General features: G+C 61.0%; 11 protein-coding genes and 1 tRNA gene. 2 read left to right on the top strand and 10 right to left on the bottom strand.

What is annotated here, in order from left to right; genetic code table 11:
- Positions 1 to 38: 38 nt before the first annotated feature.
- The 4 genes from ROS217_RS09880 to dapF form a co-directional block, all read right to left on the bottom strand.
- Positions 39 to 3,038, bottom strand: coding sequence for a DNA translocase FtsK (locus ROS217_RS09880; protein ID WP_009817582.1), 3,000 nt, complete (start codon positions 3,036 to 3,038; stop codon positions 39 to 41).
- Positions 3,039 to 3,056: 18 nt separating this feature from the next.
- The gene (locus tag ROS217_RS09875; RefSeq protein WP_009817581.1) at positions 3,057 to 4,235 is read right to left on the bottom strand and encodes an aminotransferase class I/II-fold pyridoxal phosphate-dependent enzyme; all 1,179 of its coding nucleotides are present in this window, start codon (positions 4,233 to 4,235) and stop codon (positions 3,057 to 3,059) included.
- 192 nt (positions 4,236 to 4,427) lie between these two features.
- Complete coding sequence (gene mtaB / locus ROS217_RS09870; RefSeq protein ID WP_009817580.1) at positions 4,428 to 5,699, bottom strand: tRNA (N(6)-L-threonylcarbamoyladenosine(37)-C(2))-methylthiotransferase MtaB; 1,272 nt, start codon at positions 5,697 to 5,699, stop codon at positions 4,428 to 4,430.
- On the bottom strand, positions 5,696 to 6,529 hold the full coding sequence (gene dapF / locus ROS217_RS09865) for a diaminopimelate epimerase (RefSeq protein WP_009817579.1): 834 nt from the start codon (positions 6,527 to 6,529) through the stop codon (positions 5,696 to 5,698). Before dapF ends, mtaB begins: the two co-directional genes overlap by 4 nt.
- A 108-nt stretch (positions 6,530 to 6,637) precedes the next feature.
- On the opposite strand from dapF, the gene ROS217_RS09860 reads away from it, so the two are divergent.
- Together ROS217_RS09860 and ROS217_RS24075 are read left to right on the top strand one after the other, a co-directional pair.
- Positions 6,638 to 6,713, top strand: a tRNA-Lys gene (locus ROS217_RS09860).
- A gap of 151 nt (positions 6,714 to 6,864) precedes the next feature.
- The gene (locus tag ROS217_RS24075; protein ID WP_009817578.1) at positions 6,865 to 7,002 is read left to right on the top strand and encodes a hypothetical protein; all 138 of its coding nucleotides are present in this window, start codon (positions 6,865 to 6,867) and stop codon (positions 7,000 to 7,002) included.
- A 686-nt stretch (positions 7,003 to 7,688) separates the two neighbouring features.
- Here the strand turns inward: ROS217_RS24075 and ROS217_RS09850 are convergent.
- From ROS217_RS09850 to ROS217_RS09825, 6 genes are all read right to left on the bottom strand, one after another.
- Positions 7,689 to 9,638, bottom strand: a complete 1,950-nt coding sequence (locus ROS217_RS09850; RefSeq protein ID WP_009817576.1) for a DUF3604 domain-containing protein — start codon at positions 9,636 to 9,638, stop codon at positions 7,689 to 7,691.
- Positions 9,639 to 9,672: 34 nt separating this feature from the next.
- On the bottom strand, positions 9,673 to 10,662 hold the full coding sequence (locus ROS217_RS09845) for a HupE/UreJ family protein (protein WP_009817575.1): 990 nt from the start codon (positions 10,660 to 10,662) through the stop codon (positions 9,673 to 9,675).
- Complete coding sequence (locus ROS217_RS09840; protein ID WP_009817574.1) at positions 10,659 to 11,525, bottom strand: peptidyl-prolyl cis-trans isomerase; 867 nt, start codon at positions 11,523 to 11,525, stop codon at positions 10,659 to 10,661. The genes ROS217_RS09845 and ROS217_RS09840 overlap by 4 nt, the downstream gene beginning before the upstream one ends.
- Positions 11,526 to 11,715: 190 nt before the next feature.
- A complete protein-coding gene (locus ROS217_RS09835) occupies positions 11,716 to 12,252 on the bottom strand; it encodes a hypothetical protein (RefSeq protein ID WP_045686700.1) in 537 nt (178 codons plus the stop codon).
- 138 nt (positions 12,253 to 12,390) lie between these two features.
- Complete coding sequence (locus tag ROS217_RS09830; protein ID WP_009817572.1) at positions 12,391 to 13,128, bottom strand: outer membrane protein; 738 nt, start codon at positions 13,126 to 13,128, stop codon at positions 12,391 to 12,393.
- 188 nt (positions 13,129 to 13,316) lie between these two features.
- On the bottom strand, positions 13,317 to 14,303 hold the full coding sequence (locus ROS217_RS09825; protein WP_009817571.1) for a helix-turn-helix transcriptional regulator: 987 nt from the start codon (positions 14,301 to 14,303) through the stop codon (positions 13,317 to 13,319).
- Positions 14,304 to 15,005 lie beyond the last annotated feature (702 nt).

Raw genomic sequence — 15,005 nt, 5'->3', positions numbered from 1 at the left:
TCGTGGAACAGGCAACAGGCCGCCGAATCCGCAGTTGTCTACTGCGGCTCCGGCACCAGCACCTCGCGCTTGCCAACGTGATTCGAGGAACTGACGACGCCCTCATCCTCCATCTGCTCGACCAGACGCGCAGCCTTGTTATAGCCAATCGCCAGCTTGCGCTGAATATAAGAGGTCGAGCATTTGCGATCCTTGATCACAATGGCCACGGCCTGATCATACAGCAGATCATCGCCCTCAGCCCCGCTTCCCGACGACAGGCCCAGCACCGCATCAATGCTCTCGGCCTTGTCCTCGTCCGGGCCTTGCAGCACCGATCCCACATAGGTCGGCGGGCCGTAAGCCTTGAGGTGATTGACCACCTCTTCAACCTCTTCATCGCTCACGAATGGACCGTGGCAGCGGGTAATCTTGCCGCCCCCGGCCATATAGAGCATGTCGCCCATGCCTAGGAGCTGCTCCGCCCCCATCTCGCCCAGAATGGTGCGGCTGTCGATTTTTGACGTGACCTGAAACGAAATCCGCGTCGGGAAATTCGCCTTGATCGTGCCGGTGATCACATCGACCGAGGGGCGCTGCGTCGCCATGATGAGGTGAATACCAGAGGCTCGCGCCATCTGCGCCAGACGCTGAATACAGGCCTCGATCTCTTTGCCCGCGACCATCATCAGATCGGCCATCTCGTCGACGATCACCACGATATAGGGCATCTTCTCGGGGGCGAATTCCTCGGTTTCAAACACCGGCTCGCCGGTATCGTCGTCAAACCCGGTCTGCACCGTACGGCTGAACATCTCGCCTTTCTTGAGCGCCTCGGCCACCCGGCCATTATAGCCGTCGATATTGCGCACGCCCATCTTGGACATCTTGCGATAGCGGTCCTCCATCTCGGCCACCACCCATTTGAGCGCGACCACCGCCTTTTTCGGATCGGTCACAACGGGGGAGAGAAGATGCGGAATGCCGTCATAAACGCTGAGTTCCAGCATCTTGGGGTCGATCATGATCAGACGGCATTCATCCGGCGTCAGCTTGTACAAGAGGCTCAGGATCATGGTGTTGATCGCCACCGATTTCCCCGACCCCGTGGTGCCCGCGATCAAGAGGTGGGGCATCTTGGCAAGGTTGGCCACGATCGGATCGCCGCCAATATCCTTGCCGAGCGCCAAAGGCAGCTTTTGATTGCCATCGCCATAAGCGCGGCTCGACAGGATTTCGCGAAAGCCCACCATCTCGCGGTTGTCATTGGGCAATTCGATACCGATGACGCTCCGCCCCGGCACCGTCGAGACCCGCGCCGAGAGCGCCGACATGGAGCGCGCAATATCATCCGCCAGACCGATCACCCGGCTCGCCTTGAGCCCCGGTGCCGGTTCCAGCTCATACATCGTGACCACGGGACCGGGGCGCACGCTGACAATCTCGCCCTTGACGCCGTAGTCATCCAGCACGCTTTCCAGCATCCGGGCGTTTTCTTCCAGCGACTCATCGCTCAGGTGATGCCGCTGAATCTGTTCGGGATCCGCCAAGAGACTGAGCGGCGGCAGTTCATATTCCGGCTGCGCCGGGGTCTCGAACTTCAGGGTCGGTTGCGCCTCGGCCATCGCCCGCGACGAGGGTTGCACCGGCTTGCGCGGGGCGTGCTGCACCACCTTGCGCGGCTCGGGCACCGGAATGCGCGGCGCGGGGGCTGCCCTCTCGAGCGCATCCTCCAGCCCATCCTCCAGACCATAGGCCTCGATCATCGCATCGAAATCCTCATCCTCTTGCATATCCAGCATCGCCACCGGCGCTTGGACCGGGGCGCGCGCCGTCATCGGCGGCTCTGAAGGATAGACAGAGGGGCCAGCGTTTTGCATCGCCATCGGCGCTTGCGCGGCGTGGCGCGCTGTCAGCGGCGGCTCAGGCGGCAAGACCCCGCGCGGCGCGGCGCTAAGGATCAGCGGGTCGGGGCCGCGACCCCGGCCCTTGGTCAGCGGGGCGACCGAGTCGACACGCATCGCCGGGCTCTGCCGCACCCGCGACTTGATCACATCAGAGATCTTGGCCCGGATACGATCATCACCGGGCATTTCCGCGGCCCCCTCATAGGTCGCGGCCTCCACCAATTCCGGCTCAGGCATCACGTCGGGCTTGCGCATCAACATCGGCATGCGCGCCAACAACCCACCCGGCTTTTCGACCGGCTGCGGCGGTTTTGACGCGGCAGGGCTGCGCCGGTCCGCCGTCAAGGGAACCGTATCCACCCGACGCACCCGTGCGCTCTCCAATGCGGGTTCGGCCCGCAGCGGCACCGCTGCACGGGCAACAGCCGTCTCGTCACGCCGCGCGCGCCGCTCGGCCATCATCGTCTGCACGGCCTGTCCGGCCTGCGCCGCCCCACCGGCGCCGCGGCCCAAGGCCTTCATCACCGCCGCATAGCACAGGATCGCCCCCACCAGCAGAAACCGCGCGATCCGGCGCAGTTCGACCTTGGTAAAGCCCAAGACGAAGGCGCCCAGAATCAGCACCCCCGCGCCGAGCGCCAGCGATAAAACCTTGAGCCCGACGCTTGCCCCAATCGGCAGGATGCCCAGCAACGCCCCAAGCACGGTATCGCCAAAGAGCCCGCCCAACCCAAAGCTATGGGTCTGCGCCCACGCCGCGCCCGGTGCCAGAGACGAGGCATAAAGCGCCAGAACCGCCAGCCAGATCGGTGCGAAAATCAACCGCCCCATGGCCCGTTCCTCGCCCCGGTGCAGCGCCAGCCGCGCGCCCCAGACCGCCAGAACGATTGCGAATCCCCAAGACCCCCAGCCGATGATCATGAACAATGGCGCCGCCATCGACGCGCCCAGCCGCCCCATCCAGTTCTGCACCGGCGCATCGGTGGCCGACATCCAGCTCGGATCATCCGGGCTGTACGAGACCACCATTGCCGCCGCCATCAGCCCGAGGACGATCAACACGAGACCCAGCAATTCCTTGCCACGTTTCTCGATCGCCTCAGCCATGTTGCTGTCCAGCAAAGGGTCGCGCCCGCGCGTCTGATATGCCATGTCGTCCCTCGTCCTCAATCATCCATAGAGACAGTCACGCAGCCGCCTCAGGCCACCCGCCATCTCGGTTTTTGGGGCCACCATCGCGACCCGAATATAACCCTGACCGGGGTTCACGCCCCCCGCCTCCTGGCTCAGATAGGCACCGGGCAAAACCCGCACGCCGGTTTCCCGCCAGAGCCGCAGCGTCGCCGCCTCGCCATCCTCGACCGGCAACCACAGGAAAAACCCAGCCTCGGGGCTGTGATATCCCGGCAAGTTGCCGAGGATGTCATCGGCCATCTCATATTTCTCGCCGTAGAGGCGGCGATTCTCAATTACATGCGCCTCATCCGCCCAAAGACGGGCTGCGACATGCTGCAACGGCATCGGCAGTGGCGATCCGGCGTAATTGCGCAATTGTTTCATCTGCGCGATGTTCTTCGGTCCTGTCGCCACGAAGCCGCTGCGCAGCCCCGGCAGGTTCGACCGCTTCGAGAGGCTGTGAAAGGCCACGATCCGCTCTGGGTCCGCGCCCATCTCCTGCGCGACCTCCAGAATACCCACCGGGGGCGTATCGCGGTAAATCTCGGCATAGCATTCATCGGCGAAGATGCGGAAATCGTGTTTTTCGGCCAGCCGGATCAGATCCGCCCAATAGGCGCGGCTCGCCACCGTGCCTTGCGGATTGGCGGGCGAGCACAGATAGGCCACCGTCACCCGGTTCAGAACCTCCTCCGACAACGCCCCGAAATCCGGCAGAAACCCGGTCTCATGCGTGGCATTCAGAAACACCGGCTCTGCCCCCACGCTCAGCGCCGCCACCATATAGACCTGATAAAACGGGTTGGGCACCAGCACCACCGGGCGCTTGCCGCCCTTGGTCTCTGGGCTGAGCGCCATCATCGCATTATAAAGCCCCTCGCGCGTGCCATTCAGCGCCATGATCCGCGTCGCCGGATCGAGCGTCACGCCATAGCGCCGCCCCACCCAATCGCTCGCGGCCTCAAGCAGCGCAGGCATGCCCTCATTGATCGGGTACACGCCAAAGCCATCGGCATTTTCCGCAATGATATCAACGATCCAACGCGGAAATTCGTGCTTGGGCTCGCCAATGGTCATATGCACGACTTCTCCGCCGGGCGCATGGGCGTCCAACAGGGTCCGCAAGCGCGGAAACGCATAGGCCGGTAGGTTCGCAAACCGCTCGGGATACATCTGATACTGCCTCAAGGTTCGGGATCGTTCGCGTCCCGTTTCCCTGAATCTACCCAAGCCCCGGCCTCAGGTCCAGCAAAACCAATGGTCTAGACCCCGGATTGTGGCATTTTTGGCAAGCGCCCGGCTTTCACCGTTCTGCAAATACTCACCGCCACCCATCCCCACGCGCTCCGGCAGGGGTTTGCGTCCTCAGGCCGCCGTCAATTGCCCACCCTGCCAGCCCGTGACCCGCGCGCGCACAATCTGCCCCTCGGGGCGATCGCTGTCGAAAACGACCTCGGTGAATTGCTCGGTCCGCCCCATGCGCGGCGCCTCCATCAGCACCGCATGCTCGCGCCCGTGCTGCGCCGCCAGATGGGCGGCAACCCGTGCCTCGCCCGCCGCCCGCAACCGCGCGGCGCGATCCTTGATGCTGCGGCCATTGACCTGCGGCATCCGTGCTGCGGGCGTGCCGGGGCGCGGGGAATAGGGAAACACATGCAGCCATGTCAGATGACAGTCCTCGACCAGCCGCAAGGAGTTCTCGAAATGCGCCTCGGTCTCGGTCGGAAAGCCTGCGATAATATCCGCGCCAAAGGTCATCTCGGGCCGCAAGCGCCGCGCCTCTTCGGCAAAGCGAATGGCATCCTCGCGCAAATGCCGCCGCTTCATCCGCTTGAGGATCAGATCATCGCCATGTTGCAGACTCAGATGCAGGTGCGGCATCAGGCGCGGCTCTGTGGCAATCGCCTGCATCAGGTTCTCATCCACCTCGATGGAATCAATCGACGAAATCCGCAGGCGCGGCAGGTCCGGCACCAGCCGCAGAATCCGCATCACCAGATCGCCAAGCTTGGGCGTGGCCGGCAAATCCGCCCCCCAGCTTGTCAGGTCCACGCCCGTCAGCACGACCTCGTTGTACCCTGCCCCCACCAGCCGCTTGATCTGTTCGACCACGACACCGGCAGGCACAGAGCGCGAATTGCCCCGGCCAAACGGGATGATGCAGAACGTGCAGCGATGATCGCAGCCGTTTTGCACCTGCACATAGGCGCGGCTTCGGCTGCCGAACCCATCAATGAGATGCCCCGCCGTTTCACGCACCGACATGATGTCATCAACCAGCACCCGCTCGGTCTCGCCGATGAAATCCCCAGCCAGCCGCCCCCATGTCGCAGGGCTCATCTTTTCGGTATTGCCAATCACCGCATCCACCTCGGGCATCGCGGCAAAGGTCTCGGGCTCGGTCTGCGCGGCGCATCCGGTCACGATCAGGCGCGCCTCAGGGTTCTCGCGCCGCAACCGCCGGATTTCCTGCCGCGCCTTGCGTACCGCCTCGGATGTCACCGCACAGGTGTTGACGATGACCGCATTGTCCAGGCCCGCTTGGCCCGCCAATTCCTTCATCGCCTCGGTCTCATAGGCATTGAGCCGACAGCCCAGCGTGGTGAATTTCGGCGCCCCGATTCTCTGTTCACTCATCGAACCGCCGCCAGAAATGCGGGCGTGAGCACGCCGCTTGCCACATGCGCGGTCTCGCCGGTCATCCAGACGCCATCCTCACGCCAGTCGACATGGATCGTGCCGCCATCCAGGTCAATCCGCACGCGGCGCCCCGTCAGCCCCCGCCGCGCCGCTGCAACCGCCGTGGCACAGGACGAAGAGCCAGAGGCCAGCGTCACCCCAACGCCCCGCTCCCAGACCCGCATGCGGATATGATCGGGGCCGATCACCGTCGCCACCTGCACATTGGTCCGCTCGGGGTAGAGCGGATGATGCTCATAGCGCGGCCCGAATTGCGCCAGCGGCACCGCCTCGGCATCGGCCACGAAAAACGTGCAATGCGGATTGCCCATGCCCGTGGCCACCGGCCCGCCCTCAATCGGCAATTCCAGCGTGTCCATCGCCTCGGCCAGCGGAATCTCGGCCCAATCCAGCTGCGGCTGCCCCATATTCACAGATGTCAGCCCGCCGCCCGCATCCACCGCCACCAGCGCCCCACGCGCCGTGCTCAGCTCCAGTCGCGCCTTGCCGCTCTCGTCCATCAGATACCGCGCAATACAGCGCGTGGCATTGCCGCAGGCCGCAGAGGTCGAGCCATCGGCATTGTAAAAGGTCAGATGCGCGTCACCCATGCCTTGGGTGATCACCGCCAGTTGATCGAATCCGATGCCCCGATGCCGGTCGGCAATGGCCATGATCAGCCCCGGCGTCAGCCCCAAATCCCGCGCACGCCCGTCCAGCACGACAAAATCGTTTCCCAGCCCATGCATCTTGAAAAAGGGCAATCCGGTATGGTCATCGTGGCTCATCCTCGCGCATATAAACCGCGCCTCGCGACGAATCCAGCAGATCGCGGAATTATCTTGCACTTTCGGGGTTGACCCCCCGCCCCGCTCTTTCTAGATAGCGCGTCTAGTGGGCCGTTAGCTCAGTTGGTAGAGCAACTGACTTTTAATCAGTGGGTCGCAGGTTCGAATCCTGCACGGCTCACCACTGTTTCAAGGACTTAGCGTGTGCAGCAGCATAGCGTTGGATCGAGAATGTTCTTGATCCGATCCAACGAACGATTCCGTCTCAGTTGGACACTCTGGTTCGCACCCTCGCTTCGAATCCTCGAGTAGCGGTTTGTCGTCGAGACACTTGCATGCTGCGCCGCATCGCGCAGCGCAAAGGGATCTACGCCAAGGCCTTTGGCTTCCGTGACCGCTCCGGCACGGACATCCATCATCCAAATGTTCTTTGGCAAACCCGCAGCTTTTCGCATCCGCGCCCAAGCCTGTGACCAGCCGCTTACTGTCTATGGCCGGCCACCGGCGCGCATAGAAAGGATGACAGGGCCAACAGGGACTCTCTTGACGTGGCATCCGGAGCCGTGACTGGATTTCGGGCAACGGTGTCAGGTCGAACGGTATGGCTCAGGAAGGCTCTTTGCGGTCTTGGATATGACCACGGCGGCTCTTTGCTATAGCCTGCTCAATCAAGCTCGTCCGACGAAGACATCGCGCACCGATTTCATCGGGCGCTGTCTGGGTTCTGTGGGCGAACATTTGAGCGCGCGCTTGCGCGAGCGAAAGCGCCTCGTCATGGCCGGGGAAAGCGATGGCGGAGTGTGTGTCCCAGATGCGTGCCTGCTGGCCTCGGACAAACAGATGTTGCCAGAACGCGAATTAAGCTCTGCGACTACCTTGCCTGCAGTCGGCAGGCGTGTGGCGCAGGACTGAAGTGTCTGACATCAGCAAATAGCATGGGGTGTTCCTCCTCGCATCGGTCGTGGTCGCTTCGCGCCGGTTGGTGTCGAACAGGGCGGTAAGTCTCCGATCAGTTTGGAAAAATCTGTGTACTTTTGCTGCCTTTAAGCCGCCTCCGCCCATCAGGCCCTGCCCGGATAAAAACACCACAATTGCGGATCAATGCTGTGCGACTAGAATAATGGCGCACAGCATGTTGCTTGACCAGCAGACCCAGTAGTCACTGCGCAGGCGTGTACCAGATCGGCGAGGTATATGCCCTTTCGGTAATCGTCATCCGCACACCGTCGGCAGGTTCTACGCCGTAGTAGCTGGCATCCCGAGCGGTCCAGCGCGGCGTCGGGATCTCGATGACCCGGGCATAGTAAAAGGCCCTCAACGTCGGATCAAAATCCGGGTCCGCCCAGACGGTTATCAGTTCCGGGTCGCCGATGGTGTTGGTGAAGCTTGCGTCGACAATATCGACGGTCGAGCCGACAGAGGGCAGCTTGCCATCTGCATCGGGTTCGCGGGTATCGGCGTCACCCCAGGCCACGTCATAGACGCGCTCCTGCGTATTGCCTTCGGCATTGATCCAGCCCTTGATGATCTGCACCCGGTCGAGGTTCGCGCCGATCGGATCTTTCAGCGCGGCAACAAGGAAGCTGGGCGCCTTGCCTTCGGGAGCATTGACCAGATCACCCCCCATTGGCACACCCTTGGCATAACCGGCCTGTGCAGGCCTCCGAGTATTGACGTCCTCTGTCACGAAATCCCAGCCACCGAAGAAGCGCACGGCCATCCGGGTGCCCGTGGTCGCATAGGTCTCTTTTCGCTCCATCGCATCAAAAATCGCCTCGCGGGTGTTCTCTGTGGCCCAGACCACCGCGAGGCCAGAAGCGCCGACCTCCCATTCACTGATGGTGCCCACATCGGTCTTGACGAAGGGTTTCGCGATCCGCTCGGGCCCCGGCTCCATCGAGACGGTCTTGCCAAAGAAGTTGTCCTCCTCGAAGGACGAAAAGCCGAGATGGCTGTCGGTCGAGCCAACGAGGCCGAACTTGTAGGGGTTGGTGCCGAACTGGGTTTCCAGCTTCATGCCGTTCAGCAGCGCCGAGCGGGCATATTCATGCTGCAGCATCTCGGGCTTCTTGGCGACTGTCATGGTCAGGTTGCCCTTGTCCCAGATCTCGAAATCCGCGAACTCGTCATTTGGCGAGAGGTTGGGATGCGTCTCGCTTGTGCCCTTGGTCTGCGTCATCTCGTAAAGTCTTTCCCACTTGGCTCGCTCAGACGCATAGTTCGCGTCCACTGGCGCGCCGAACTGCTCGATGGTGGGGAACATCAGGCCGTTTGACAGGTTGCCGTTGTGCGCAATGGCCAGAACATTCCCGCCGGTCTTCTCTTCGTATGCGCCCATCCACTTCCACAGATCGACCGGGTTCTGGCTGCCGTGCGGCGGCAGCGTGACCATCGGGTCCATCTGCACGGCAAGATCGCCGCCGTCCCGATAGATAACGTTGCGATGCAGGTTGTCGCCCTTGCCCACCTGCGACGTCCATTCGTAGCCGATGATCGCGCTGAACCTGCCCGGTTCATTGGCCTCTTCAGCGGCAGCAATGATGTCCTTCCAGGTATCGCGGTAAAGCTTGGTGCCGGGCTGCGACATGATCTCGATCGGGAAGCTTCCGTTCGAGAAGGCGGTGATGATCTGTATGGCCGCCTCGGCGCCCTTGCCGGCCTGCATCAGATCATACCAGGCCTTTGCTTGGGCATTGGCGAGGATGTCGGGATTGCCGGCGGCAAACTCGCCGAAGAACCCCATGTTGTCCGAGTGATCGGTCACAACGGTGAAATCCAGCGGGCGCGCGATGCGGACGGGCTGGCCGGTGTTCGACACAATCTCCTGCCCCTTGGCGAAGCGATAGCCGTCGCGTGGTCCCAGGCGCGCGCCAAAGGTGCCCGCATCGAAGGACAGCGTCGTATGCAGGTGGGTTTCACCGAACAGCGGTCGGTCCGGAAAGTTACGCCCGGCATTGGGCGAATAGGGCGGCTTCTGGTTCAGCGACTCAAGGTTGGACGCATCATGGCCGTGCGTGTCGGCAATACCCTGCTGCGCGAAGGCCGGCAGTGCCGGTGGGCTGACAGCGACCGCGGCGAGGAACAGCGTCTTGAGAAGGCTCGGTTTCATGATCGTCTCCTTGACAGTTTCGTTTGAATTCGTTTCAGGCAGTCAGAATTCGCTCTATGGTCCAGAAGGCCGCAATCGTGCCGATGGCGTAGGCCGGAAGCAGGCCCGCCCACCTGGGCAGGCTCAGAGGGCCGATGCCGCGCGCGAGCCAGATTAGCCCGAGGATCACCGCGACAAAGGACAGTTGTCCGGCCTCGACTCCCAGATTGAAGGTCAGCAGCGCAAGCGGGATATCCCCCGGAGGAAGGCCAATCTCGCGCAGAGCGCCGGCAAATCCAAAACCGTGCAGCAATCCGAAGATAAAGGCGACGAGCCAGGGCGCGCGGGCGCTCAGCCCCGGCTGTCCCTGCTTGAGCATGATCAGTTCCCGCGCAAGGAAGACGATACTAAGGGCGATCACCGCCTCAACCGGCGCCGGGGTCAGACGCACCAGTCCAAGTGTCGACAAGGCTAGGGTGATGCTGTGTGCGATGGTGAAAGCGGTGATCGTCTGGACCAGTCGCCATCCCCCCCCAACGATCAGCGTCAGGCCAAGGACAAAGAGCAGATGGTCTATGCCTGCAAGGATGTGTTCGAAGCCCAGCACTGCATATTCTATTGCGACGGCAAGCGCACCGCGAGGCCCCTGCACCGTCATCGTGGCCGAGGCGGGACGCAGGATGTGGGTCTCGGTCGTGCCATCCCCGAAGGCCAGCCGTACAAGGACCTCGGCACTGGTTTCAGGCAGGCGCGCGATGGAAAGCTCGCGCCCGATCAGCCCCGCCTCGCCGCAGTCAATGAACATCCGCGTCAGCGATGCGCCGGGCACCTGATGTTCGGCCTCGGAGGACGTGGTGCAGCCCTCGGGCCAGACCACCGAAAAGCCGATCACATAGTCGCCGCGCATCGGGCGTTTCCAGACGACGTCATAATTGCCGGAACCAAGCTCGCGGATGTCGAGATAGGCCGGGCGCGATTCATGTGCCGCGACGGGGTGCGCCAGTCCCGACAAGGCCAGCAACAGGGCCAGAAGCCAGCGGATCATGACTCGCCCCCGGCGCTTGTCCCCGGCGCGGCGGGCGTTTCGACCACAACCTCGTAGCGTTCCAGCAGCCTGCGATAGACGGCCTCATTGGCCGCGACGCGCTGTTCGTAGATCCAGTCGTCCCGGACCCGTTGCCGCACCTCCTCGAACGCGAGGCGCCTGCCGGGGGCGCGTTCCGTAATCCAGACAAGGTGCAGGCCATAGTCCGACACGATGGGGCCAGCCCAGCGACCGGGCTCCACCGTCTGCAGAGCGGCCACGAAATCCGGTCCGAACATCGCCTCGATCGCGTGCAGGTCGAGCCCGGCAAGATCCGATGGCAGCGAGGTGACATCGCCCAGCGTCTCTGCCGTCCCTGGTTCCGTTGCCCATTTCAGATCTGCCAGCGTCTGAACCGCGTCGATCTCAGCCTGCGCGCCGCGCCGAGTTGGGCTGAACAGGACCTGGTGGAAACTGACGCGGGCAGATTGCGCATAGCGGTCTCCCTGCGCCTCGAAATACGCGCGCAGGGTCGCGTCGTCTGGATCGGTGTCATAGGCGAGATCCTGTGTCAGAAACTCATACTTCTGTCGCAGGTGACGGCGCACCACGACATCGTCGCGGTCAAGTCCAAGTGTGAGCGCCTCACGGTAGAGCACCTGCTCGCGCACCGCTTCTCCGATAAGGCCCGAAAGCTCCGCCTCGCTTGGCGGGCGCTGCCAGCGCTGCTCCCAAGCGGCGGCCATGCGTTCAACTTCGGCTGCCTCGATAAGTATCTGGTTTTCGACACTCGCCGTGCCGGGGGCCTCCTCATCGAACAGAACCGCGAAGATCAAACCACCCAGAAGCAGGAAATGCAGCAGGGGTTCTCTCAGAAGCTTCATGATTATGCTCCTCGGTTCTTGCCGGAAGGATTGCGGTTTCACACTCAGAGCCAAGGGAGTTTACGCAGGACCTGAAGCAGATCCTGCAGGCTTGATCGAGTTGCAGCGGAGTCAAGCACAGCTTCGACGTCCCGGCGCATCCTGCCCGCAAAGCGCGCATTGTCACGGTAAGGATTGTGAGGAAACCCGGTCACGATCCCTGAAGTTTCCCCGTGCATTCGCGTGCTTCGTAAATCGCGTTACGCAGGTGACCAAGCGAGATAGTGACCGTGAAGGGTTTGTTCGGGAAAACGATCATCTCCTCTTGTTGCTCCAGATCGAGTCGCAACTGTTTGGCGGTCTCGCCGGTCGCGAGCACGTAGCCGCCCTCATAATCGTTCGATGTGCCGTGAACGACTGCCTTGGACTCGCCCACGTAGAGATTCCCGTTGACTATGACAGCGACGGCGTCCGTTCCCTCCTCCAGCTTGGCCCCTTTCTGGAATATTCCGATGTATCCATAGTCTTTGTCCTTGGTCAGGCCAATCTGGACGAGATGGCCTTCCGCATCTGAGCGCGAAATGAAGCAGGTGCTGCGGGTGCGGTTCTCATGGACAACCCATTCTCCCACGTCTCGATAATGGGCGATTTCATCAGTGTTCACGGGCAGCACGTCCTGATCCGCCGCAAGGGCCGGCGCGGCCGCGCCAAGCAGCAGTATCACTGCAGTTCTTAAGGTCATGTTCATGTACTTTCTCCCAAATTTTAAGGTTCCTAAGAAGCCAGAACGGCTGTAATTCCACTTTGGGGACCCATCCGGGCCCGGTGCACACTCTTGCGGGATAATGATGGTAGCGCATCGGCCACGGTCATTTTGTATTCCCTGTCAGAAACGCGCCGTGATCCCGATCACCGGACCATAGAGTTCCAGATCGACATCCGTGCCGTCGATTTTCTTCTCGATAGACAAGTATCGATAGCCAAACCTCGCCGACCAGGTTTCGTTGAATTTGTATCCGACGCTGGCCAGAACCTGCCAAGAAAGGTCGGATGCATCGCCAATCCCAAAGCCGCCGACATCGACCATTCCTGCCGCGAACCAGTCACCTGAAAGCGGCACAGCAAGACGTGCGGCCAGAATAGGATCGACCCAGTTATCGCCGAACGAACGGTTCCCCGGCAATGGACCGCCTGTCAGACCAACGTCGATATCCACGTCATACCAGCGAAGACCGCCACCGAGGTCGAGCGTTGCGTCTGCGGTATCAACAACGCGATAGGCCGCATAGGCCGACAGCAACGTCATCTCCGTTTCCACCTTGGCAGCGTTAAATACAGGGCCGGGTGTGTCGCTGCTCGCACTGAGATCGCTGTAGATGAGATCTCCTATGAAGGACCAGCGATGGCGTCGAGCTTCAAATGTGCCCATTAAAGCAAGGTCCAGCGAATCCCATACGTCTGAGAAATCGGCCTCTGTCTTCACCTCTCCGGCAGGTGTTTCGACCGTGTTGCTGATTCCCGTGAACCATCCGTAAAGCGTCGTCGAATACTCCCAGTTCGATTCCTGAGCGAATACCGGAGAGACCGACACAAAAGAAAAGGGAACAAGAAATAATATTTTCATGCGCAGTCAACTTCTGCTTCCTGGCAGGACGACCTGCCCCAGATCGATCATAGCCTCGGAAGAACCTGTGGAATTGACTTTGCGCGCCACAAAAACTTCTGCCCAGCATATTCCCGTTCGGGGTGGTGCTGCATCCGTAAGCGTGGCCGGAATACTATCCGCGTGCCAACCTTATCCGGTTGCTCGCGTCAGGGCGACTGTTCGCTCCAGCGCCGCATCGCGCGTGTGAGGGTCGACGGGTGTGTGTAACCCATTTGCCCCGACAAATCCTGCAACCGTGAGCGTGGGTCCTTTAGCCATTCTGCGGCAATGTCCTGTCGGACCCTGTCGATGACGTCGGAAAGGCTGACTTCTTCCTGAGCCAGCCGGCGCTGCAAGGTGCGGCGACTTACTCCCGCAATGGCCGCCATTCTGTCGAGCGAGGGGTTTCCATCTTTCATCATGCTCTTGGCAAGCAAGGCGAGACACCCCGCCATGCTGCCGTCGCCGCGCAGCGGACGCAACCTCGGGATTGGCAGATGCTGCCCGGCGTCGACGAGGTGCTTCGGGAAAGAATGGTCAGCTATGAAGGCAGGGATTACAACCTCCAGAGGCGTATTGACATCAGCCTGCAAATCGCAGTCGAGCCAGGGGCGCAGGTGAGAAAGGCCGAATTCGGGATGCGGCACCATTCTCACCGCCTGAAGCGGAGGTGACGACTTCCCCGTGGAGCGGCAGATCTTGTGGATCAAGGCGAGGACATATTGCGCGACAATGTGCCGTGTTTCCTGGTCCTTGAACGCAAAGGTCCAACTGTCAGAGATAACGCAGTCGTCAGAATTCTTCGAAAGAACCAGAACTTCGTGTGTGCATTGATATGGCATCATAGACGCTGCAAAAGTCAGCGCGCTGCGCGGCGTCGAGCAAAGAGCGATGGCGTTTCCCAGTAATCCGATGTCGAGCACACCAGTTTCCGCGACAACATGAAAAGCTATATCGGGGCCCTCGTCTTGCGTGAGATTAAAGAAAAAATGCGCGGCGTTCTTTACGGGAATGATCGCGTGCGGATCGTCCCAAGGGTACCAATCAAGATCGACTGCCCGCAGCGCCGAGTCGACATCCCGGCCATGGCTGACCATCCAGCGCAGCGCAGGCGCGATAACATCTGCACGTATGATTGGCACGAAGCTTGACATGACGGACAATCTATTCAGCCACGTTCGTGGACTGGGCGTAGTCGAATCAAATTCTTACTAAAGATACCAAACGATATCATGATCTGTGCAAGTCCGTAGGTTTAGTCTGATACTTCTGGCGCAGGTCGCCACCGGTCGTAAACCCGGAGCTTCCTCAAAAAGTGGCACGACTTAGGTCGCGAAAATATGCTCCAGCGGATCAGGTCGCCGCCGCTCCTGCGGCTGCGCCGTCTACGAAGGAATGCGCGGATCCTGCTCAATCCGATAGCCGCGCAAATATCTGGCGATGAATCGGCGAGTTGTCTGTTACTCATCTTATGAACTGGCGAGAAGCAGAACTTACCAGGCTGTTACCCCAAGAGTTTACCCTTCGAGAAGTTCCAACTTAGTAGCTTCGGAGTTAACTCTCCAGAGTTTAGGGCTTCCATAGATTTCCAACCCGTTGATTTGGGTTTGATTTGCGTGATCTTGGCGCAAGAAAGCCGTTCTTCCTGATAGTTGCCGCCCTAAATACCAACTCGCCATTAGGTCCCCTAAATTTCCTGAGACACCCTAGATGTTAAAATGGCTCCGGGTTTTCCAAAATTTCCGTAACGACTCCTCGGCTCACAGGAAGCAAGCTACTAAAAAAAAGAGCGTCTCGTACTGCCTGTGGATGTGACCTTCAAAATTGCAGATGCCATCGAGGCCGCCGTCCAGCAG

The sequence above is a fragment of the Roseovarius sp. 217 genome (genome assembly GCF_000152845.1).
Taxonomy (GTDB): domain Bacteria; phylum Pseudomonadota; class Alphaproteobacteria; order Rhodobacterales; family Rhodobacteraceae; genus Roseovarius.
The sequence above is the reverse complement of the archived record's forward strand: the minus strand, read 5'-3'. Positions and strand labels throughout refer to the sequence as shown.

Bases quoted from the DNA above. Each gene is read 5' to 3' on its own strand.
- dapF (WP_009817579.1), bottom strand. From the start codon at position 6,529: ATGAGCCACGATGACCATACCGGATTGCCCTTTTTCAAGATGCATGGG.
- ROS217_RS09835 (WP_045686700.1), bottom strand. From the start codon at position 12,252: ATGAACATGACCTTAAGAACTGCAGTGATACTGCTGCTTGGCGCGGCC.
- ROS217_RS09830 (WP_009817572.1), bottom strand. From the start codon at position 13,128: ATGAAAATATTATTTCTTGTTCCCTTTTCTTTTGTGTCGGTCTCTCCG.
- ROS217_RS24075 (WP_009817578.1), top strand. From the start codon at position 6,865: ATGCTGCGCCGCATCGCGCAGCGCAAAGGGATCTACGCCAAGGCCTTT.
- ROS217_RS09850 (WP_009817576.1), bottom strand. From the start codon at position 9,638: ATGAAACCGAGCCTTCTCAAGACGCTGTTCCTCGCCGCGGTCGCTGTC.
- ROS217_RS09840 (WP_009817574.1), bottom strand. From the start codon at position 11,525: ATGAAGCTTCTGAGAGAACCCCTGCTGCATTTCCTGCTTCTGGGTGGT.
- mtaB (WP_009817580.1), bottom strand. From the start codon at position 5,699: ATGAGTGAACAGAGAATCGGGGCGCCGAAATTCACCACGCTGGGCTGT.
- ROS217_RS09880 (WP_009817582.1), bottom strand. From the start codon at position 3,038: ATGGCATATCAGACGCGCGGGCGCGACCCTTTGCTGGACAGCAACATG.
- ROS217_RS09875 (WP_009817581.1), bottom strand. From the start codon at position 4,235: ATGTATCCCGAGCGGTTTGCGAACCTACCGGCCTATGCGTTTCCGCGC.
- ROS217_RS09825 (WP_009817571.1), bottom strand. From the start codon at position 14,303: ATGTCAAGCTTCGTGCCAATCATACGTGCAGATGTTATCGCGCCTGCG.
- ROS217_RS09845 (WP_009817575.1), bottom strand. From the start codon at position 10,662: ATGATCCGCTGGCTTCTGGCCCTGTTGCTGGCCTTGTCGGGACTGGCG.